Raw genomic sequence first — 22846 nt, 5'->3', positions numbered from 1 at the left:
TACTAGCGTTCAGTATTAACAAATACTAATTGATCATCGGTAGAACGGCTAGTATCAAAGCGCCAGTCGGGATGATCGAATTGAGTCACGCCAGCGACATCATTAATGTCATTTTCTGCTAAATAGCGTACCATTTCACCACGTGCCATTTTGGCTAACGTGGCTTTTATTTTGAGTTTACCAGCGACTTCTGAACCGAAAACGACGTCTATTAGGTGTTCATTCGGCTGGATAAAGGGAATGATGGCTTTCGCGTATTCTTGTGAAGCCAAATTTAGGACTGATCCCTGACTAAATTGAAGGGCCTGATATAATTTGTCGCCCCAAAACTCATATAGATTATGAGTGCCAGAAACTTGCAGTGCTGATTGCATTTCCAGCCGGTAGGGAATAATGCCGTCAAACGGTCGGAGGATACCATAGAACCCGGAAAGAATGCGTAAGTGTTTTTGAACGTAATTTAATGCGGGCGCAGTGAAAAGATCGGGTGCCATATACTGGTACTGAATACCGGTGTAACTTAAGATGGCGGGTGTTAGTTGATTATCCAGGTGCATTTGCTGCAACCAGTCGTAATTCTCCCGTGCTAATTTATCGCTGCAGCGCCACATTTTCTGGGCTTGGTCATAAGTTAAGCGTTGCATCGCCTTAAGAATTTGACGAGTTTTTCCTATATATACAGGAATATTCTGAATGTCAAAGTCGTTCGTATTGACGACCATCTTTTTGGTTGGCGCAATTATAATTTGCATATCAGTCTCCTAGTAGGTGAATTAAACACTGTTAAAATAGCGTTAGCTCAAGCTTAATGGAGTTGAGGGAAAGATGCAATATCAAGTGAATTTGTCTATTTATTGAGAAAAATAAAAAAAATTGGAAAAAGGACTTGCACAAACTAAATAGATTATGTATAATAACTCTTGTCTTAAAAAAAGCGAAATATTAATTAAATAAAAATGCTCAGCACTAGGGATTCTTTTCTAGTGACACGACCCGGACAGGAGAGAGACCTGACCGGGTTTTTGTGCTTTCTGGGACTTTTTCTTGATTAGGTTTCGGTTTAGTTGACCTTTTCGGTTTGAAGCTTTTCAAACCCCTGCTAAGTTAATTCCCCCCAATTAACTTATTCTGATGAAAACATCAGTTGACCCCCAGTAATATAGATTATTACAAGTGAGATGGTACAAGCATGTATCGTCGAGCGAATCCAGGTCATGTTCGTATCAGGTAAACGAGTAACCAGGAGCTTGTTGATGTCTCCTTCAAGCCTTTGATGAAAATATAACAGTGATATGGCATTGAAAAGGTTAGGATATTTCATTTCTAATTAAAAAACGTCCAATAATTGATTATTGGACGTTTTTTTGTGGCTAAATTTTGGTTTCGACTCAAAAATCAAATGGAACATCTCGTGATCAAGTGTCTATAAAATTCACAATTATTCGAAAATTTTAAAAAAAGCCATCTATTTTCGGAAATAAATTATTGCAAATGAAACTGTTTACATCTATTTGTTATTAAATAAACAAAGTCGGTAAAAGCCTATTCAGACAGTCATTTTGAGTATAACACCCAACGTTATAATGATTTCATATTTTCATTTTCATAAAGTTTCTGTAATAAATTTGTCATTGTATTCTAGAAAGCTTGATGGTATAGTCATTCAGTCGCATTAATTATTGGGGGTCAATAAGTGACACGATGAAATAATGGTTTTATTTTTATAGCAACAGGTTTAGTAATTTTATGAATGACAAACACGACTCTCTCTCGTGTGTTATTTTTTGGAGAATTTTTAAGAAAAAGCTGATAGTCGAGACACTCTAGAATTTAAGGAGACTTATCAGTATATATGAATAATCGTTTAATGGGTACTTTGTTAACATTTGTTGCCGTCGCTGCAGGTTTGAGTTTCGCTACTCCAAGTCATCATGATACGCATTTAAAGACTGACGCCGATACCACAGAAGGTGTTAAGACGGTTCAGTCCCTGGGTACTGTAAAAGCTGATGGCGGCTCAGCCACAGGATCAGCTAGTGTGACACCAGCTGCAAAGCGTTGGCAATCAAAAACAGTCACTTATAAAATCGCTAGCGGCACTTCTTACTACAAGTCCGTTTGGGGTTCAGCTGTTAAAACCTGGAACCGCAGTGGTGTTGTCCACCTTGTCCCTACATCTGGTAAGGCTGACATCACATTGTCTAACAGTAATTCACCACAGGGTAGCAACTCTTCAACTGTTGGGATTACTTATTCGTCATATTATAATAATAAGACTTTAAATGGTTTGGCCGTTTTAGCTAGTGCTAAATCTTACGTTTATACCAACGTTGCCAATCATTACCACTATTCTAAAACTGAACGGACCAATGTTGCTGAACATGAACTTGGTCACGCATTAGGTTTAGAACATAATGTAGGTAAAAAAAGCGTGATGTACTACGCAACCAGAAGTCAATCTGTATCAAAGCCTGATATTAAAGGTTTGCAACATAGTTATCGCTAAATTTTAAATTAAATTAGAGATGAAATATCCATTCCGGGGGGAATGGATATTTTTGTCTTTTAGATCATGCCCATAAAATGAAAGTAACGTTTTCATATAAAAATCAACTAATGAATATGGGGCTATTTTCCAAACAAACGTGCTTTGATAGAAAAGGACACTTATAATAATCCGTTCCAAAAACAGCCAATATTTTGCTTTTTTTTTAAATAATAAAATAATTCAAAATGAATGATATGTAAATGTAACTGTTTTCAACCGCACTTTTACGATTTAAATAGGGGGTATAAAGCCTTATATGATGGGGTTATGGTTCTTGTTTTTAATGTTATAACAGTTTCACATAATTATTTTCACCGCTTCCTTTGTAATATAACTGTAATGGTAATTACTGAAAGGGGGTGCTATAGTCATCCTCGTTGCGTTGGTTATTGGGGGTCAATAATCAACATGGGAACAACGATTTAATTTTCACCGTAACATGGTTTAGTAATTTTATGTATGACGCAAACACGACTCTCTCTCGTGTGTTATATTTTTTGGAGAATTTTGATAGAAAAAGCTGATTGTCGAGACACTTTAGAATATAAGGAGACTTTCAGTTTATATGAATAATCGTTTAATGGGTACTTTGTTGACATTTGTTGCTGTCGTTGCAGGTTTGAGTTTTGCTACACCAAGTCACGCCAGCGCAAAGGTTGTTACTGATGCCGATGCTACAGAAGCTGTTAAAACAGCCGTTTCATTTGGCACTGCCAAAGCTGATGGCGGCGCTGCCACTGGTAAAGCCAGTTTGACACCTGCTGCTAAGCGTTGGGCAACCACCACAATCACCTATAAAATCGCCAGCGGATCAAGTTATTACAAGTCCGTTTGGAGTTCAGCTGTTAAGACCTGGAACCGTAGCGGCGTGGTTAAATTAGTTGCGACTTCCGGTAAAGCAGACATTACCTTGTCAAATGCAAACTCACCAATGGGTAAAAATGATTCAACCGTTGGGATCACTTATTCGTCATACTTTAACGATAAAACAATGAACGGCCTGGCTGTGATGGCCAGCGCCAAATCTTACGTCTACACCAACGTTGCCAACCGTTACCACTATTCAAAAGGTGAACGGACCAACGTTGCCGAACATGAATTAGGCCATGCTTTAGGCTTAGAACATAACGTCGGCAAGCACAGTGTGATGTATTACGCTACCAGAGATCAATCCGTATCAAAGCCTGATGTTAATGGTTTGGTACACAGTTACCGTTAATAACCAATTTAAATTAGAAATGAAATATCCATTCCGGGGGGAATGGATATTTTTTATTTCTGGATTAAAATGTCATTAATCGTTTTCGAAAGCTGCTAGCCAAGCAAATAAGGTATCAAGGCTATCTTTAAAGTCTGTTAGCAGTTCGTCAGCTTCAAAAGCGTTTGCCGTCCATGCGGATACGGCGAGGGCCACTTGATCAGGATACAACTTATAGCTGATGGCATAACCATTCGGACTAGTTGGTGGAAAAATGAAGTTGAAATCTAACTGTTCAGAAAGATTGATTGTTGAGAAATAGTCGGTCAAAAATTTGGTTAAAAAAGGCGACTGAAAGAAGGTGGCTGCTGCTGGGAAAACTGATGGGCCACCATACTGAGCCATTAACAGTTTTAAACTCGCTAGGTGGGAGTCAATTCCCAATCCCTTTTGAACGTTTTTTAGCCGGTCTTGATGTGCATGGAGAGCATGATCAAATAATTGCTTTGTGGCGGCATCACGCTGGCCAGCGGTAAAGGCACTCATAAATTGTTTACTTGCCTGGCTGATTGAGCTAAACTTTTCAGCTCGCCCTTGATAGAACTGACGCAAAGAAGCGGATTCAGCAACCGTTCGCCATTCACCAGTTGTATGATATTCGGTGAGAGCAAGGGCAATTTGAATGAAGGCATCAGGATCAACGCCTAATTTCTGAAGCTGCTGGGTCCCAAACGCCATTTCAGTAGTAGAAGCAAAGGTTAATTGGTCAGCGAGTTGCACATTTTGATTTTCAGCTGCGGCCAATGCTTCTTTGATGTCGTGATCGAGCTGCCAATCGAGTTGTTGAAAATGCGGTTTGCCCTTGCTATCCCACTGATCAGCCGGTTGGCTCAGGTGATTCACAACTTTGTCTGCTAAGCTTATAGCTGGTTGGACATTAATCTGACTATGTTCAAAGGCAAAGCCGATTTGTCCGTCAGAAGCAACAATAACCTGCGTCGTTTTATCGAATAATCGATCCAGAGGGCCGAGAAGGGCTGATGGTGCCGTTATAGCCTGAGACGAATCTAGTAGTGTCAACACCAGTAAGCTGCCACTAACCCGCCTTAGATTAGCTTGATTGCGTTCGCTAATAGCCAGCAACTGCCGTAATTTGGCAGCCTCATTGCGGGGTAAGCCAGTATATGAGCCGACAAAGAATGTGTCAGTATCGGGGTTCTCGATGATTTGATTGAGCGCTTCGGTCAGTGAGTGCAGGGTTGAGACTCTCCCGGCGTGATCAATTAAGCGTATCTGGTATAGCGTATGGTGATAAATGACGGTTGCTTCAACGTTTTTGGTTGCTTGTCGAGTCATTTGCAGATGGTCGCGGCCAATTCCTGGGTGTCGCTGTGTCCGAAAGAAGTATTGGTAGCTGCTCATGTCAAGAGGCTTACTCGTCTCATCAGTATCAACAGGAACCTCTTCTGCGATATAGGCCAAGTATTCATCGGCAAAGTTTTGCAGCAGTTTAGCCGCCATGGTGACTTGATCCAAATTTGGCAGTCGAGCTGGTTCAACAGTCAATGCAAAGTTAGACGTCGCCTGTAAAGGGGTTCTTGTCATGAGCGTTTGCTGACGCCAAAAAGGAACCAGCCAATTAGCATTAGTTTCCGTCCAGCGTTGCTTTAACAACGCTTGCAGTGCGGGACCATCGTCCTTTTTAAACGCGGCGGTTTGATCCGCTAATTTTTTTTGCTCAGAAACTCCCAGGAAGGGCTGAGACCATTCGGTGAGAAGAGCAAGCGTTTCTTCAAGTTTGGGGAGTGGTTGTTTCGGTAAAGACCGTAATAAATCAAGGGTATATTTTTCACTCATTTGCAGATGTCCTTTCATTGACGTTCAAACAAAGTAATCCGACATATATAATAGAAAGAAAATTCACAATTTGTGTTTGTGAGCCATATTATGACATATTAATACAGGTTCGTCATGGAACTAAACTTTCTCTTACTCGTTAAACGGGTGAGGTGTTATTCTGGTTTTAAGAGGGTGAGGAAATAGTGGTATTGATAACTGCATCAAAATATTTACTGCTCACTGAAGCAATTGGTAAGAAACCGATGCTACGAACGCGGTTTACTAGCCAATCTTACTTTGTCCTGGCAGCCTTTTTGGATTTGATGGCTCAAAAAGTGATTCGAATGAGCAAGGATCAGGTGAGGATTGATGAAACGGCTGAATTGCCAGCGTATCTGTCGATCTTTACTAAGGAATTGACTGCAGCTTTAGCCGAGGATGATAGCTTGGAAAACGCGTTGAAGCCGATTACTAGTTGGGATATTGCTAATCAAATCTATGATGGCATTGGTCATGAGCTACTGGCTAGCAATCAGGTTCAGCGGGTCGTTTTCCAAAATAATTTAAAGCCGCACATTATTTATGAGCCAACAGACAGTGCACGTTCTGAGGCGAAAGGTTGGCTAATTGAAAATATCAGTGCAAGTTCTACTGATTTAGCTGCCTTGAACTTATTTGAAATTATGTCGAGCATGGATGCCTTAAAGTGGGTGATTGACGATCAGGGTCAACGAGCTGAGCTTGTCAAACAAGTAGAACGAAATGCTCACGCTAAGGACATCCATCGGATCGGTGCCACAGCTGCGGAAGTGATTACTCAAAAACGGTTTTGGTTAGATTCCTGGCTGAGCTAAAGAATTGTTATAACTAAAAACAAACAAATTGCATTTTCATCATATAAGAATGTAATTTTTTATAAAAAAGTAAACTAATAATTGCTTAATTTTAACGAATTGAATCCACTAGTATCTGGTATGCAAGTGTTGTGGGACATAATTAATCATCCAACCACTTTCCAAATATTTTATAAGAATCAGGTGAAAATGTTTGACTTAGGCAATCGTTATCGCTATATTAAAGCATAAGCTAGACGATTCCAATTAGGATATCAAGCAAGGGGGCTTTGCTTGATTAAATCTGCCTGGCTATGTGAGGAGGGATAAAGTAAGCCTTGGAATCTAATGAACGTCGCAATTCATCATCGTTTGTCTGTAAGTCAAGACACTTGTGTAGAGTTGTTAAATAGGTTTGATTGTGGAGGAAGTAGCTTTGAAAAAGCAGGGTGTACCCCGACACGTAATGGTTGAACCAGGGGAGGGTTTAAACACGACTAGTTTGTGTACTGTTTAACTATTACGACACCCAAGAAACAAATAGCGGCATGAGCATCATGAACAATTGAATTGATTGAGGCAGTTGCCACATCGGGTAGCTGCTTTTTGCTACTTTTAGAGTGGCTTATTCGCTTGATAAGTGCATTTATAGCGCAAGGTTAATCGTTTTACCTCAAGCCAGAGTTCCTTTGAGCCACTCAGTGAGGTGTTAAGCGGTCAGCTCAAAAACTGCTTTTATTTCAAAGAATATGTTGCTAAATGGTTGCTATTATATCAACTATGTGATAGTTTATATGTATACTTAAGAACGAAAATCAAATGTAACTGCTCAGTTCTAGCGTTGGCTAGGACACGACCCGTTCTCGGAGGCGTAATTGCTGGCCGAATGAATGGGTCTTTTTTGTTCTTAACACGACTTATTAACTTCGGGGGATTCATGATTTAATAAGTCTGTGAGGAGATGAAAAAGCCTGCTGTGATCGTTGCAAGTGCTGCTCTTGATTAATGCATTATCTGCGAGAAAGCCCGCTAATCATTAATGTTAATCATAACGTGGGGTTATGATTAAGGCTCTGGACGCCTGGTAAGCAGTACTCTCCTAAGTGTGGTTGGAGGCCGCACAGTTTTGACGGTGTGCTTCTGGGGAGAAGCATGTTGTTTACTGGTTTCTTATTCTTGGCGCATATGTAAAGTTCGGTTAGATGATCGAGTACTCTCACTTTGATATGTCAGTGGTGGAAACCAGATTGCCATATAGGCAGCTTGATTCAAAATAAAAGATTCGCTTGATAGTCCTTCTAGACTTATCAAGCGAATCTTTTTTGCGTAAAAAAAAGACCACCCGGGGGAGGGTGATCTTATAGGAGTAGGCATTTTCGTGATGGGGTTCACGGAAATATAAATTTTACTTTGGAGGAGTAAAATGAAAAAGCTCACTTAATACCTTTATTAAGATATTAGGCTATGGTCATAAGATAACTCGTAAATGTGAAGAAAGTGTGAAGATGACATAACAATTTTTGAAATGTTACAAAAAAATTAATTGTTAATGGGACTGATCATCATCATTTTTCAAATGTACATAAGAGAAAAAAGAGCAGTTTTAATAGCACGATAGTTGTTGATGTTGCCCATCTGTAGGCGCTTTCTTCACTTAATAATAATTGGACGTTTTACCGCTTCTGTCTTATTAAAATATCTCGCTAATCTAACGCTAAATTTAATTGTTACAATTTTATTACAAAATGTTTTTGGCTTAACTGCCACAAATTTGGTTGAATTATTTTGTGTTAGTGATATAGTGTAATAGAAAGCTAGTACACATGAAGGAGGCTCTAAGATGGAATTTGACGACAAGGTACCCATTTATTATCAAATCAAAACGGTTATCTATGATCGAATTATTGCGGGCGAGTTGGCACCAGGCGATAAGCTCCCTGCGGTACGGCAGCTTGCCGTTTCGTTAACTGTTAATGTTAATACCGTTCAGCGGGCATTACGTGAAATGATAGCCGAAGGAGTAGTGATTTCACAACGTGGCCGTGGCAACTTCGTGACTGACGATCCGCAAATTATTGAGCGGTTAAGGGAACGGCTGATTACTCAATATTTAAAACAACTCTACGATCAGCTTCATCGCTTACGGATCAGTGATGAACAGATGATTGATGAGCTAACGGCATATATTGAAGGGCAGGGGGATTCAAATGACAACAACGCTAAAAATTGAAAATTTGACCTATCGCAGGAACCTGAAAAAGATTTTAACAGATGTTTCTTTAACGCTTTCCGGTGATAAAATCGTTGGACTATTGGGAGAAAATGGTGCCGGTAAGACCACACTAATGCGGTTGATTGCTGGTGTTGCAAAAAACGCCAAGGGGATGGTTTCAGTTAATGAGGAAACGGCTCTGCCAACGCGCAAAAGGTTGATTAGTTTTAGTAATCCGTTAGGGGGCTTGTCAGCGAGCTTAAAGATCACGGAAGTTAAAAGCTTCTGTCAACGTGTTTATCCAGATTTTGATGAGCAGAAGTATGATCAAATGAGTTCGTTTTTAAACCTGGATGAATCGCAACGGCTATCTGCTTTATCAAAAGGGACTCGGGAAAAATTAGTTATCAGTTTAACATTAGCTCGCCAGGCAAGTGTTTATTTACTTGATGAACCATTTAGTGGGATCGATAGTATGAGTCGAAAGAAAATCATTAATAGTATTATCCAGTGGAAACCGGCTGACTCACTGATGATCATCAGCGATCACTATGTTTCTGAGATTGCACCGATTTTGGATGAAATCGTGGTGATTAAGGATAATACCGTGGCGGTCCACAAGGCTGCTGATGCGATTCGTGAAGAAAGTGGTCAGAGTATTGAGGACTACTACGAAAGCTTGTATGGGGAGGCTGATTCGAATGACTAAGTTTACATCGTTGGTTCCCGCATTCTTACGGGATCGATTTAAATCATTAAACCGAATTATTTTATTAATGCTCATTGCAATCGTTGCAACTGAAATCTACACGGTCGTTTTAAATAGGGAGTACCGCGCAGCTGATCTGCAGTCTTTCGCCAGTCTTTGGAGTTCATTGGCATTTTTGGTGGCCTTTATTAGGCTGTCAAAGTTTAACGAAGACGTTTATCAAAATGATGCTATCCGCTTGATACCAGCTAGCGATACTAAAATATATTTAAGCAACCTCTGCACCACCTTAATTGGTCTCCTATACTTTATGGCTGTTCAGCTAGTTCTGAAGCTGGTTGTTAGCTGGATAACTGGTAATCGTTTTATGGGTGTAACGGGATTTGGCACGAGTTCTAATCGGATTGCTACTACCATCGTCGTCGCATTTGGAATTGTACTAGCTACAATCATAATGGCTTGGGCGACGATTTCCTTGATTCATTTGATTATGCTCAGCATCGACGCGTTCTTGCCAATTGGCCGTCAAAAAATTATTCGGGGCATCTTATATATCGTCATCAGTTTTGCCATTATTCGTTTGGGAGCGGTCTTTTTCCAAATCTATGGCACATTGATGAACGGCCTCTCACTAGGATGGGGAGCAATACTTGCGCTTTTAGGTGTCCTTGTTTTAGTAGCTGCGCTTGAAATTGTTGCCAACATTCTATTAATGCATAAGTTCGTTGAAACTGCTCAATAGTTTTTAAAGTGCAAAATGATAGGTAAAGAAAAGGAATCAATTATCAGTCAATTGTTGACGGGTAATCGATCCTTTTTGGTGTGATTCATTAATATTAATCAGCGTGATGATTTAAATTCGAATTGTATATCAAATCAGATATAAATTATGAGATAAGTACACCAGATACTAGGATTAATTTTTCCGTATTCCCATAGCCCTTTCATAATGATTTAGTATTCTGATAAAATACAGATTTAACTTTTGGGGAGAATTGCACATGAACAATCAAAACCACGTTACACGAGGAATTCTGTTAGCCTTGCTTGCTTCAATTATGTGGGGCATTTCTGGCACAGTCCTGCAATATATTTCGCAAAACCAGCATATTCCAGCTGCCTGGTTTTTATCAGCACGGACTTTAGGGGCGGGTGTTCTACTGATGCTTATTGGGACGTTTACATCTCGAGGCCACGTTTTTGAAGTCTTTAAATCATGGCGGTTAGCTGGCTCATTGTTCGCCTACGCTGTATTGGGATTAAGTGCGAACTTACTGACGTTTTACATGTCCGTGCAGAAGGGCAACGCTGCGTCGGCGACTATTCTGCAATATCTCAGTCCCTTATTTATTGTGGTTGGCGGTTTGGCTTTTAAACATCAGATCCCATATCGCAGTGACTTGATTGCCTTTGCAGTTTCAATGCTGGGTGTTTTCTTAGCCATTACGAAGGGCAACGTGTCGCAACTTGCGATCCCAGCAAACGCACTGATCTGGGGGATTGGTTCCGGTATCACCGCAGCCCTTTACGTGACGTTACCCCGGCCAATCGTTAAAGCCGGTGGGTCACCCATTTTGATACTGGGTTGGGGGACACTGATTGCTGGTATATTATTTAATCTCCATCAGCCGGTTTGGGTCAATACGCCGCCAATGACAACACCCCTGATATTGTCGATGCTTACTGTCATTGTTTTTGGCACTATTTTACCATTCGGCTTGTTACTCATCAGCAGTCATTATGCACCGTCAGATGTGATCAGTATCGTGGATGCCGCTCAGCCAGTGATGACCTTTATTTTAAGTGTGGTTTTTCTAGGACTGCAAATCAGCTGGGTAGAAGTGTTAGGCTCAATACTCGTGATCGTCGCTATTTACTTGTTACAGCGAGGACGGGCAAAGAGCGTCGCGGCCAGTACACTGAAAATCAATGAAAAAGTTGTCCAGGATTAATAATTTAGCGAGATTTTCTCAGTATCTTACAACTTTTCCTTGCATATCTCTCATTATATTGTTAAAATACCCTCATAAACAACGAAGGGAGTGCCATATAATGCTGATCAATCGTTTAAGTTCAACTTCACAGCGATTTTTCTTCTTCTTTAACCAGCCTGGCTATCAACCAGTTAGTTAGAGAAGTTGCTATTAGCATGGCACTTATCACTAATGGTCAGACAGCTAGGCGAAACGCTTGGGCTGTCTGGCTGGTTAAAACACCAGCGGACAACGTGGTCCCTGGTGTTTTTTGTTTGTCTGACCAGTAGTGCTCACCTGTTGATGAGAAATAAGGAGGAATAGTTATGGAGAACACAGCGGTCACAAGGTTAGTCGGTCGACTAACAAAAAAGGAAAGCCTTGATCGATATTTGGATAAGGACAGTCTATTAGAGAAATCGATGGATGCAAAAGATTTACTGTTATTAGGGGTTGGTACCGTTATTGGAACGGGGATCTTCATCCTTCCAGGAACGGTAGCTGCGTTATACAGCGGTCCCGGCATCGTGATTTCGTTCGTTTTGGCGGCACTTGTGTGTGCTACTGCAGCAATGTGTTACGCAGAATTTTCATCAGCCTTACCCGTTGCGGGGAGTGCCTATTCGTACGGTAATATTGTTTTCGGCGAGTTTATTGGCTGGGTGATTGGCTGGGCACTGATTCTAGAATATATGTTATCAGTGGCAGCCGTCTCCACTGGTTGGTCAGCCTATCTTGTTTCATTTTTAAAGGGACTCGGCATTACGATTCCCAAGGCAATCACGGGAAGCTTTGACCCGGCCCATGGCACTTACATTAACATTTTCGCCGTATTGATCGTCTTGGCTATTAGTTTACTGCTGACTCAGGGCGTGAAGACGTCTACCCGAATCAATAATGTGATTGTGGTGACAAAAATTGCCATTATTATCTTGTTCGTTGTAGTTGGCCTTTTCTACGTGAAGCCAAGTAATTGGACACCATTTTCACCTTATGGTTCTCACGGGATTATGCGTGGTGCTTCACTGGTATTCTACGCTTATCTTGGTTTTGACTGTGTTTCAGCATCCGCAGCAGAAGTCAAGAATCCCAAACGAAATATGCCAATTGGCATTATTGGGACGCTGATAATCTGTACCGTGTTGTATATGGCCGTTGCTGCAGTTTTGACTGGTATGGTTTCATACACGAAACTAAACGTGGCTGCCCCAGTTTCCTTTGCTTTACAATTAGTTAACCAAAACTGGGTTGCCGGCATTATCTCAATTGGTGCGTTGGCTGGAATGTTTACCATGATGTTATCCATGATCTATAGCTCCTCACGACTCATTTATTCGATTGGTCGGGATGGCTTGTTGCCAAAGGGGTTAGGGAAAATTGAAATGAAACATCAAGTCCCTAGCCATAGTTTACTGGCTGTTACCGTTGTCATCGCAATTATGGGTGGCCTCGTATCATTGGATCGCTTAACTCAGTTGGTTAACATTGGGACTTTGATTGCCTTTACCATGATGTCACTGGGGGTCTTACCATTACGGAAACGACAAGATCTTGAAAATACTGGCTTTAAAGTACCGCTATATCCTTTTCTACCCATCATCTCTGCTGGCTTATGTATCTGGATGTTGCTTCAGTTGCCATTAGAGACTTGGATCGTATCTGGTATCTGGTTTGCCATCGGTGTTGTCGTTTACGCGACGTATGGTGTTCGCCACAGTTTATTAAATAAAAGGGGTTAGTGAAAATTGTAGTTGTGCCATAAGTTTATATCGACAAATATTTCAATTAATTTTTTAATTAAAATTCGTTAGGATTATCCTTTGGTTCGATACTTCAATATAGCCTAATCATGCATCAAAACTCAGATTCCGGCCATTTAACGCAAAAATATGCCTACCCCGACAAAGTTCGCCGGGATAGGCATATTTTGCGTTAAATTCTGGAATCTACCGAGTTTTGTCGCACACTCTTTTTTATTAGTTGCTAACTGCTTGAGAATCGCCACTATCATATACCGTGTAAACGGGGTTGTTACCTGATTTCCAGTCAAAACCGTTCTTCGTGTTTTGCTGGTTTTCCTTGGTGTTAAAGTTAGCCAGCGTTTGGGTGGATAAGCCCAGCGATTTTCTCAGGAGGTCGGATGTGGTCTGAAGCGTTTGGGTGTTTGGTACTTGGAAGGCTTCGTCGTTAATGTAAGCGCCAAGGCCCTTCAAGCTAGACTTTTTAACGTTTTTAACCGAATCCTTGTCGTGTTCAGCAAGACTGATCATATCGTTAAACGCCATGTTAGTTTTCATGTTGTTCGAGAGTAAGTTAAGTAATTTTTGATACATTGAGATATCAGCGGATTTCGATACCTTTTTCACGATTTGCTGAATGACTTGCTGTTGACGCTGCTGGCGACCATAGTCACCGTTAGGATCTTCATAACGCATTCTGGCAAATGCTAAGGCCTGTTTACCATTTAAATGAGCTTTACCCTTTTCAAATGACATGTGCGTGTGTGAATCAGACCAAGAAAACGGCACTTTGACATCAATTCCACCGATTGCATTGACGACTTTTTCGAGGCCACCCATATTGAGCAACACGTAGTAATTAAGCGGGACGTTCAACAGGTTTTCAACGGTCTTCATTGAAGTTGAAGCACCACCGACCGTATAAGCAGCGTTAATTTTTTCGGTATTATTCGTACCGGAAACTTTAACCAGAGTGTCACGGGGGATGCTGACCATGGTCGCTTTCTTGGTTTTGGGATTGATGGTGACCACCATCATGGTATCGGTTCGACCCTTATCCGTCCGGCCTAGCGCACCCGTGTCAGTCCCCATGAGCAAAATACTGACTGGTTTCGAATTGGCAACCTTGGCAGTGTGAGCCCCATGAGCCGCAGAATAGGTTTTATCAAGGCTAGTTTTAGTTTGATAGGCAGCGTATGCCCCAGCTGAACCCAGGAGAATGACGATAATAGCTAGTGTCCAAAGAATGAAAGCGCGAGTTTTTGAGTGCCTCTTTGAAATGGCGTGTTTTGGTTTTTGTGTTGGCATACGTGACTCCTTAGTTTTATGATGTTCGAATGACAAAATTCATATAAGTATTAAGGATAGCCGATAACGGGAGGTATTGAAAGTTAAATTGATGAATGTAAATAAAACTTAAAGTTGAGATCGTTCGATATAAGTGTAAATCATTTTATCCATTAAATGATTGCACTATACTATTACCCAAAGCATTTAGCTTAGAAAGGACTTGATAGTAGTGACAGTTTTTAGTGCATTTAGTCATGACCAAATCATTGAATTTTTAAAAGCACAGGTATCTGACGGCGATGTTTTTACCGATGTAGATACGCTGAAAAAACAATCGTTTAGTTCAAAGATGACCAGTGACGATAGCGGCCTTGCATTAGCTTATATCGAAGCAAAATCAACTCAAGATATTCAGGGCGTGATGCGCGCTGCCCGGAAATTTCACATATCAGTGATTCCGCAAGACCAGTATACCAGTACAGTGGTCGGTGCGGATGGTTTAGCAGGTAGCTTCGTTCTTTCAACTAAGCAAATGAACCACATCAAGGAAATTAGTAAGGCTGATTCATTGGCGGTCGTAGAACCGGGAGTCATTAACGGTGACTTGGATAAGGCTGCTCGTGAACAGGGCATGTTTTACGCACCAGATCCAGGCTCAAAGCCAATTTCAGGTATCGGTGGTAACGTGGCTACCAATGCTGGTGGGATGAGTACGGTGAAGTATGGTGCGACTAAGGATAATGTGCTGGGACTCAAAGTCGTTTTGGCAGATGGCCGTGAGATCAAGGTTGGTGGCCGGACATTAAAGCAGGCCTTCGGTTATAACCTGACACAATTATTTGTTGGCTCCGAAGGGACTTTAGGTATCATCACGGAAATTATCGTCAAGTTAATGCCAATTCCAATCGGTCAACCGACAATGGGCATAGCCTTTTTTGAGAACATGACCAAGTTAGCTCAGGCGGTTGCTGAAATTCGCATTTCAGGTGTTTATCCGACAATGCTTGAGGCCTTAGATAATGCCACCATTGAAGCTCTTGATCAATACGAAGGAACGCATTATAGCGATAACAGTGGGGCGATGCTGATCTTTAAAGTCGACAACAGTGTGCCAGAAGTGGTTGATAAGCTGAAAGAACTGATGGCTAAGTACGGGGCAGTGAACGCCACTGTGACAACGGATCCTAAGAAACAAGCTGACCTGGAAAAACTGCGTCGCGATATGTTACCAGCCGTCTTTGCTGGTCAAAATCATATCATGGAAGACATGGCAATGCCACTGTCGAAGCTTGCACCAATGATGGATTATATTCATGATATTGGTGAACAAAAACACTTGAAGATTTACGTCGCGGGCCATGCTGGTGACGGTAATGTGCACCCAACAATCGTTTGGCCAAAGGAAGAAACGGAGACGCCACAAGCAGTCGTGGAAGCATTGCAGCTGATGTTCCATAAGACGCTGGAACTGGGCGGTACGATTTCCGGTGAACACGCCGTTGGTACGTTGAAGAATCAATGGAACAACGAAGAATTGGGTGAAGATGTGGACCAAATCCAGCATCAGATCAAGGCGCTGTTTGATCCGATGGGGTTGTTGAATCCGAAGAGGAAAATTAATTAGAGCGTGAAGAAAGTCGGGTTGCTCCCAGAACCTAAGGGGCCTCAGCATGAAATCCTGGTCTTGGATTTTGTGCTGAGGCCCCTTAGGTGGCAGGGAGCAGACTTTCTGAACGCGTTTAGTCAATATAAAAATAAAAGCACCGAGAAAAATTTCTCAGTGCTTTTCTTCTTATATTCTGGAATCAACCCGAGTTACTCTGCGCTCTGATCTAAATCAAAATTCCGTTCGTATGATCAACCTCATGCTGAATAATTTGAGCAGTAAAATCTTTAAAAGTCTGCGTATGCGACTTAAAACTTTGATCCTGGTAGGTGACTTCGATGGTTTTATAACGGGTGGTTGTCCGCTGGCCTTCCAGTGATAAACAGCCTTCAGTAGCTTCGTAAGGGCTACTTTTCTTGGTAATTTCCGGATTGATCATGGGGATGGAAAGGACCCCAAGCTGAATCACGATGATCCGTTTATTAACGCCAATCATGTTTGCAGCTAAGCCCACGGCTCGATTGGTGTTTGCCTTTAAAGTATCAACGAGATCGGTTACGGCAGCAGCGTCCGCTTCAGTGGCCCGAGTTGCCTTCCGGGAGAGGAACGCTTGGTTATGGTTAATTTCTTTGATCATAAAATAGGAAACTCCTTCTTAAAATAAGTCTTCGATAATGGTTGGAACGCCTTTAGCCAGCTCAGTGACAATGGCCTTTGCGGGGCGAATTTCGTGAATTGCACCGGCAATCTGGCCAGCCATGAAACTGCCACGATCCACATCACCCTCAATGGCACGTTGCAGTGAGCCCCTTGATAATTGCTCAAACGTTGCGGGATCAGTAGTGGCCAGTAGTTTTTCAGTGAGCGCGTTTTTTAAACCGCGCACCCGATCGCCACCAGTTCCGGTAACTACTGTACCATTATCATCGGCTTGAATCACCATTTGTTTGTAATTATTATGGACGGGTGTTTGCTCGGCAGCTAAAAAGGCAGTCCCAACCTGCACACCACTGGCACCTAAAGCAAAGGCAGCCTTTACCCCAGCAGCAGTCCCAATACCACCAGCAGCAATGACTGGAATAGTGACCGCTGCAACAACTTGCGGTACCAACGCCATCGTGGTTTCAGTCCCGATATGACCACCGGATTCTAAACCTTCCGCAACAATTGCGGATGCACCAAGGGCCATCATCTTTTTAGCAATTTTAACGTTTGGAATGACGGGAATCACTTTAGTGCCAAGGCCCAGCAGCTCTTTCATAAACGGGGCGGGGTTGCCAGCACTCGTAAAGACAACGGGAACTGGATCAGCTTGCAGTACGGGCAGGAGTTCAGCGATGTTGGGTTGCTGCAGCATCAAATTAACACCAAAGGACTTTTTAGTTGCAGCCCGAATCGTTTTCAAGTCCTGTTGAAGTGATTCGGCAGTGGCACCAGTGGTAGTGAGAACGCCTAACCCGCCAGCTTCACTTACGGCAATAACCAAGGCTGGCGTGGAGATCCTAGCCATTGAGCCTTGAATGATGGGATTTTGAATGTGCAGTAATCTCGTTAAATGCATTTAAGTTCCTCCTTTATTCCGGAAATAACCGTGCTAATTCACCTAAAAGAATACCACGGAAAACAGGCTGATTTATACTGAAGGCACAAAAAAAGATGAATCCGCTCGTTAGGATTCATCTTTTTTGATGATTAACTATCTCCCAGCAACCCGCTGGTTTTCAACAACTGTTTCAGGAGCAGCTTCTTCTTCACGCATCTGCTTAAGTTCACGTTGCTTACCAAGTTCTGCCAAATGAACTTCGTGAGTGAGGAAGGCATGGGTCTTGGCGTTGTAGTTGTGCTTTTGACCCATTTTAACGAGGTAGCCGTTGATGTAATCAACTTCAGTTGGCCGGTAGTTATGCATGTCTTGATACATTGATGGGTAGTGAAGTGGGTTAGCCACTTTAGAAACGTAGTTGATGCTGTCCAGTTCTTCCTTACGCGTATTGAGCATCTGGACACCATCGCGTTCACACACATCATAGGCTTCATCAATGAGTTGTTGGCTCATTTCATCGGCGCCATCGTAGGCAGCATATTCACCCATCGTCATTTCAAACATGGTGCAAAGGGTGTTAACAACAGAGTTAAAGACCACTTTGGCCATCAAAGTCCCACGGAAATTAGTGGTGAGGTTGGGATGGAACTGGGCTTTATCAAGTTGTTCAACCAGCTTGTGTGTGAAATCATCTGGTTTTTCGGTGTAGTTAGCTAAGTTCATTGACCCAGCACCACGTTTACCGATAAAGTCCACGTCGCCAGGACCGTTTAAAACGGTGGCAACGAGGGCAGTACCAGCAACCAGTTTTTCAGGCTTGAAGTACTTCAGCAGCTTTTCAACGTGGCCCATGCCGTTCATGCAAGTGAAGGCGTATTGATTAGGCTTGAAGAAGTGTTCGCAACGCTTCAACATATCAGTTAACTGCATCTGCTTGAGGAAGAAGATGTAGCAATCAGGGTTGCCATCATATTCTTCTGGATAGTAGACGTTTACGGGTACGAGATGTTTGTCTTCGTGATCCCGAGAGACATAAACGCCGCCTTGTTCACGCATTTTTTCAACGTGGGGCTTCCAGCCATCAACAAAATCAACTTCATTACCAGCATCCTGTAGCAAAACACCATAACGTAAACCCATTGCACCTGAACCAACAACTGTGAATTTCATATGTATTACCCCTTTAGATATGTATTTTTAATTTGAAAGCAAAAAAGCCCTTTAAGCCATCTCTGACTTAAAGGGCACGTATGCGATACCACCTTTATGTTTTCTACTCGTCACCAAGTAGAACTTACGATCTGCAAGCACAGATCCAAGTTGATATCGGAGATTGACTCCGCTTTTGATTACTAGTCACCGTTCATCAAAAATGCCTGGAGGTGATTTGCCGGTACGATTGTTCGCTTACACCAAACCGAACTCGCTGAAGGTGTACCAACGTTGTCCTCGTTAACGCATTTGCTTATCAAGTTGACCCTATAATATCACGTAAATGTGAATTGTCAAATCAAATTCTAATTTTAGCTTAATTATATTGACCGTGGCTATGACCGATTGCCGGTGTTAATTGCGGCTGCTATGTGCTACGCTTAATTGAGAAAGATTAATTTGACTAATGGCAAATAACAACCATGATTTTATTAAGAAGGATGAAGCATATGGCAAGTAATGTTGAAACGTTAACAATCCCAATTATTAAGCATCAAAAGGGTTATAAGTTTGCAAAAATTATTGATCGAACTGAACCATCTAAAGCGACCTTTGCTAAGCGGTTAAGTGATGTTCAAGATATTGACTTGGACGGTACTTTTCGGATGCCTTATGACGACAGTGAAATATTTGTTGCTCACGATAAAAAACGGGCGACGAGTGTTTCCATTGATTTTGATGTGGGTTCCGGTTTCTCCGCTGATTTTTTTGATGATCAAATCAATTTATCCACCGGTTCATACGAAAATCTTCGCAACTTTACGTTACATGAAGGTAACGTCTTGAAGACAAAAGCCGGCAAAAGCGAGTACGTTTTCATTTATAAGGGGACGCAGTTTGAAGCCTTCCAGCGGACAAAACGAGAACTCTATCATTTCGTGCTCCGTCAGAATGGTATCTATGATTTTTCCAGAATGAAAATCGTGAAAAATAAACTGAAGTTTGAAACGTTAAAATATAACGCCGTCAAAGACGAAAAGTTGGCAACGGGGTTGAGCAATAGTGAAGCTGCACTGCAATTGTTGAATCAATTATTTGTTCAAGTTATTGATTTTACGAAGGCAGAAGTTCGTGACCGCTTTGTTACTGCTGGCCGCGCTAAACTCATTAAAAAGGGAATCAAGCTTGAATTGATTGACAGTGAAAACGTTACGTCTCAGGTTAAATTTGATGATAAACTTCATTCGTAAACTGCGGATGATAATAAATTGTTTTGTCTAATTGAATACTAACTTGTATTAGCACCCAGATGATCATCATCTGGGTGCTTTTTGCGTTCCAAAGCAGAGTTAAAACCGTAACTATTTATTTTTAGCCAGTGAACCAGATAATTATGCAATAACCCTTGACACAAAACCAGTGTGACGTTAGATTAAATATAAATGAGAATATCATTAAAATAAAATAAGCTGCTAACAATCTAATTGGAGATATGGAAAATATTCGGATTTTACTAATGGCTAATTAACAATTTGTTTGCATGTGTGAAGGACGGTGGCTCGTTGATGAATAAATCATACCGGCAACAGCTTAGTTTAGATGCTGGTTCATACTGGTTTTACAATATTGACGCATATTTGAAAGATCATGGGGGAAGTGTTGAATCGCTTCCTTACACTATTCGAATTTTGCTGGAAGAAGCGTTACGACATGCGGATCAGAAACCTGAGCGAGAGAAGGTTCTCGCGGCATTTAAAAATTGGGATCAGCATCATGATGTTGACATTCCCCACCAGCCGGAAAGAGTGATTCTGCAAGATCTCACGGGTGTTCCAGCGCTAGTCGATTTGGCTGCAATGCGTGATGAAGTTGCCAAACAAGGCGGCAATGTGAACGCAATTAATCCAGAAGTACCGGTCCATCTGGTGATCGATCATTCGGTTCAAGTTGACCGTGCTGGCAATGCGGCGGCATTCGCTTTTAATATCCAACAGGAATTCAAACGCAACCGTGAACGGTACACTTTCCTAAAGTGGGCACAAAACAGCTTTGAAAATTTAACCGTTATTCCGCCTGACACCGGGATCATTCACCAGGTCAACTTGGAGTACCTAGCAGACGTCATTCACGCTAAAAAATTAACGGATGGCAGTTACCTGGCTTTTCCAGATACATTGGTGGGGACCGATTCTCACACGACGATGATTAACGGACTAGGTGTTCTCGGCTGGGGGGTTGGCGGCATTGAAGCTGAATCCAGCATGTTAGGCGAGGCTACTTATATGCCGATGCCAAAAGTAGTTGGTGTGAAGCTTACTGGCAGATTAGGTGAAGGCATTACAGCTACTGATCTAGCATTGACACTGACCCATCTCTTACGCGAACACAACGTGGTTGGTAAATTTGTGGAATTTTACGGTGAAGGTGCTCAAAGTTTGCCGCTTGCCTATCGGGCAACAATTGCCAACATGGCACCAGAGTATGGTGCAACGTGCGGTTTCTTCCCAATCGATCAGCAAACCATTGATTATTTAAAATTAACCAATCGGTCAGCGTCACAAATTGATTTAGTGGAAAATTATTCAAGAACGAATCACTTATTTTATAACGCTCAGGTGGTGCCTGATTATAGTGAAAATGAATCGCTGGATTTGAGCAGTGTGCAAAGCAGTCTAGCGGGGCCTAACCGACCACAGGACACGGTTTACCTGAAAGATATGCCCAAACAGTTTGACGATCGGCGAGAACTGCCTGATTATCCGGTAGCAGTTGACGGTCAGCAATTCAATATTCGTGCTGGCTCGATTGGCATTGCGGCAATTACGAGCTGTACCAATACCTCTAATCCTAAAGTGCTGTTAGCGGCCGGATTAATTGCCAAAAAGGCGGTTGAATTAGGGCTAAAAGTACCCGGTTACGTCAAAACGTCGTTGGCTCCTGGTTCTCGGGTGGTGACGCAGTATTTGGCTGCTGCCGGCCTGCAGCCTTATTTAGATCAGTTAGGCTTCAACTTGGTCGGATACGGCTGTACCACTTGCATTGGTAATTCAGGTCAGCTAAAAGAAGATCTGCAAACACGGCTGACTAAAGACCCATACCCGATTGCGGCAGTGGAAAGCGGCAACCGGAACTTTGAAGGCCGGGTCAATCCACTCATTAAAGATACGTATTTAGCGTCGCCACCGCTGGTCGTCATTTATGCGTTAGCAGGGACGTGTGATATTGATCTCACAAAGCAGCCAGTGGGAACTTCTAAGGATGGTTCCCCAGTTTATTTGAAAGACTTGTGGCCCAAAGATGCTGAAGTTACGCAACTTGAACAGCAGTATTTAAAACCGAAAGAGTTTCAAAAGAACTATCAATCCATTTTGAGTCAAAATATGACCTGGGACAAATTACCGGCACCTGAATCACCAACGTATCAATGGGATAGCAACTCAACTTATATTGCTTCGCCACCATTTTTCGATGATCAGGCGGGCAGTCAAAAGCTTACTGGTTTGCGGGTGCTGGCTAAACTAGGTGATTCGATCACCACGGACCATATTTCTCCAGCTGGATTTATTGGGTCGCAAACACCTGCTGGCCGGTATCTAACCTCCAAGGGCATTGCTACAAAAGACTTTAATTCATACGGTTCAAGGCGTGGTAATCATGAAGTGATGATGCGTGGGACACTGGCGAACATCCGGCTACGAAACCAGCTGACCCCTGATAAAACGGGTGGTTTTACCCGCTACTTACCGACTAACGAAGAAACCACCATTTTTGAGGCAGCTCAAAAATATCATGCTGACCATACAGGACTTGTCGTACTGGCTGGTAAGGATTACGGGATGGGTTCCTCTCGCGACTGGGCAGCTAAGGGCGTTAAACTTCTGGGCGTTAAAGCCATCATTGCGGAAAGCTTTGAACGGATTCACCGCGCTAATTTAGCCATGATGGGGGTTGTCCCGTTGCAGTATCAACCGGGTCAGACCGCAGAATCGCTTGGCTTAGATGGCACCGAAGTTTTCACAATTGAGCTCGACGGACAGGTTGCTCACGTAACCGCTGAGAAGAATGGGCAACAAACTCAATTTGATACCACCGTTCGTTTCGATACCCCAACAGATTGGACCTATTACAAGAATGGCGGCATCATGCCGATGATCGTCACCAATAAAGTATCAGCTGAAAGTAGCGATTGAGTTTGGAAATCAGA

At 42.3% G+C, this 22846-nt stretch carries 17 protein-coding genes; 11 read left to right on the top strand and 6 right to left on the bottom strand.

Features of this window, described 5'->3' with window-relative positions; all coding sequences use genetic code 11:
- Nucleotides 1-2: 2 nt before the first annotated feature.
- On the bottom strand, nucleotides 3-752 hold the full coding sequence (yaaA, locus tag IWT5_RS00340) for a peroxide stress protein YaaA (protein ID WP_089107969.1): 750 nt from the start codon (nucleotides 750-752) through the stop codon (nucleotides 3-5).
- Between the two features lie 1100 nt (nucleotides 753-1852).
- On the opposite strand from yaaA, the gene IWT5_RS00335 reads away from it, so the two are divergent.
- Nucleotides 1853-2506, top strand: a complete 654-nt coding sequence (locus tag IWT5_RS00335) for a matrixin family metalloprotease (RefSeq protein ID WP_089107968.1) — start codon at nucleotides 1853-1855, stop codon at nucleotides 2504-2506.
- A gap of 607 nt (nucleotides 2507-3113) precedes the next feature.
- A complete protein-coding gene (locus IWT5_RS00330) occupies nucleotides 3114-3767 on the top strand; it encodes a matrixin family metalloprotease (RefSeq protein WP_089107967.1) in 654 nt (217 codons plus the stop codon).
- A gap of 75 nt (nucleotides 3768-3842) precedes the next feature.
- Here IWT5_RS00330 and IWT5_RS00325 read toward each other — a convergent pair whose 3' ends face one another.
- Nucleotides 3843-5603: a choline/carnitine O-acyltransferase gene (locus IWT5_RS00325; RefSeq protein ID WP_159459241.1), complete on the bottom strand. Its 1761-nt coding sequence runs from the start codon at nucleotides 5601-5603 to the stop codon at nucleotides 3843-3845.
- 245 nt (nucleotides 5604-5848) lie between these two features.
- On the opposite strand from IWT5_RS00325, the gene IWT5_RS00320 reads away from it, so the two are divergent.
- The 6 genes from IWT5_RS00320 (at nucleotide 5849) to IWT5_RS00295 (ending at nucleotide 13051) form a co-directional block, all read left to right on the top strand.
- The gene (locus tag IWT5_RS00320; protein ID WP_159459240.1) at nucleotides 5849-6439 is read left to right on the top strand and encodes a hypothetical protein; all 591 of its coding nucleotides are present in this window, start codon (nucleotides 5849-5851) and stop codon (nucleotides 6437-6439) included.
- Between the two features lie 1819 nt (nucleotides 6440-8258).
- The gene (locus IWT5_RS00315; RefSeq protein ID WP_089107964.1) at nucleotides 8259-8648 is read left to right on the top strand and encodes a GntR family transcriptional regulator; all 390 of its coding nucleotides are present in this window, start codon (nucleotides 8259-8261) and stop codon (nucleotides 8646-8648) included.
- Nucleotides 8626-9339 (top strand): ATP-binding cassette domain-containing protein, encoded by a 714-nt coding sequence (locus IWT5_RS00310; RefSeq protein WP_089107963.1) that lies wholly within the window; start codon nucleotides 8626-8628, stop codon nucleotides 9337-9339. The genes IWT5_RS00315 and IWT5_RS00310 overlap by 23 nt, the downstream gene beginning before the upstream one ends.
- Nucleotides 9332-10081 (top strand): hypothetical protein, encoded by a 750-nt coding sequence (locus IWT5_RS00305; RefSeq protein ID WP_089107962.1) that lies wholly within the window; start codon nucleotides 9332-9334, stop codon nucleotides 10079-10081. Before IWT5_RS00310 ends, IWT5_RS00305 begins: the two co-directional genes overlap by 8 nt.
- A 259-nt stretch (nucleotides 10082-10340) precedes the next feature.
- The gene (locus tag IWT5_RS00300) at nucleotides 10341-11291 is read left to right on the top strand and encodes a DMT family transporter (protein WP_089107961.1); all 951 of its coding nucleotides are present in this window, start codon (nucleotides 10341-10343) and stop codon (nucleotides 11289-11291) included.
- Nucleotides 11292-11638: 347 nt separating this feature from the next.
- Nucleotides 11639-13051: an amino acid permease gene (locus IWT5_RS00295; protein WP_089107960.1), complete on the top strand. Its 1413-nt coding sequence runs from the start codon at nucleotides 11639-11641 to the stop codon at nucleotides 13049-13051.
- Between the two features lie 237 nt (nucleotides 13052-13288).
- On the opposite strand, the gene IWT5_RS00290 is transcribed toward IWT5_RS00295, so the two are convergent.
- Nucleotides 13289-14359, bottom strand: a complete 1071-nt coding sequence (locus tag IWT5_RS00290) for an LCP family protein (RefSeq protein WP_089107959.1) — start codon at nucleotides 14357-14359, stop codon at nucleotides 13289-13291.
- A 211-nt stretch (nucleotides 14360-14570) separates the two neighbouring features.
- On the opposite strand from IWT5_RS00290, the gene IWT5_RS00285 reads away from it, so the two are divergent.
- Nucleotides 14571-15965: an FAD-binding oxidoreductase gene (locus IWT5_RS00285; protein WP_089107958.1), complete on the top strand. Its 1395-nt coding sequence runs from the start codon at nucleotides 14571-14573 to the stop codon at nucleotides 15963-15965.
- 208 nt (nucleotides 15966-16173) lie between these two features.
- On the opposite strand, the gene IWT5_RS00275 is transcribed toward IWT5_RS00285, so the two are convergent.
- From IWT5_RS00275 to IWT5_RS00265, 3 genes are all read right to left on the bottom strand, one after another.
- The gene (locus IWT5_RS00275) at nucleotides 16174-16584 is read right to left on the bottom strand and encodes a peptide deformylase (protein WP_089107956.1); all 411 of its coding nucleotides are present in this window, start codon (nucleotides 16582-16584) and stop codon (nucleotides 16174-16176) included.
- A gap of 18 nt (nucleotides 16585-16602) precedes the next feature.
- A complete protein-coding gene (locus IWT5_RS00270; RefSeq protein ID WP_089107955.1) occupies nucleotides 16603-17508 on the bottom strand; it encodes a DUF561 domain-containing protein in 906 nt (301 codons plus the stop codon).
- A gap of 135 nt (nucleotides 17509-17643) precedes the next feature.
- Nucleotides 17644-18660: a ketopantoate reductase family protein gene (locus IWT5_RS00265; RefSeq protein WP_089107954.1), complete on the bottom strand. Its 1017-nt coding sequence runs from the start codon at nucleotides 18658-18660 to the stop codon at nucleotides 17644-17646.
- Nucleotides 18661-19151: 491 nt separating this feature from the next.
- Here IWT5_RS00265 and IWT5_RS00260 point away from each other — a divergent pair, with 491 nt between their 5' ends.
- Nucleotides 19152-19892 (top strand): hypothetical protein, encoded by a 741-nt coding sequence (locus tag IWT5_RS00260; RefSeq protein ID WP_089107953.1) that lies wholly within the window; start codon nucleotides 19152-19154, stop codon nucleotides 19890-19892.
- A 315-nt stretch (nucleotides 19893-20207) separates the two neighbouring features.
- Nucleotides 20208-22832, top strand: a complete 2625-nt coding sequence (gene acnA, locus IWT5_RS00255) for an aconitate hydratase AcnA (RefSeq protein WP_089107952.1) — start codon at nucleotides 20208-20210, stop codon at nucleotides 22830-22832.
- Nucleotides 22833-22846 lie beyond the last annotated feature (14 nt).

Source organism: Secundilactobacillus mixtipabuli (genome assembly GCF_002217925.1).
In the GTDB taxonomy this organism is placed as follows: domain Bacteria; phylum Bacillota; class Bacilli; order Lactobacillales; family Lactobacillaceae; genus Secundilactobacillus; species Secundilactobacillus mixtipabuli.
The sequence above is the reverse complement of the archived record's forward strand: the minus strand, read 5'-3'. Positions and strand labels throughout refer to the sequence as shown.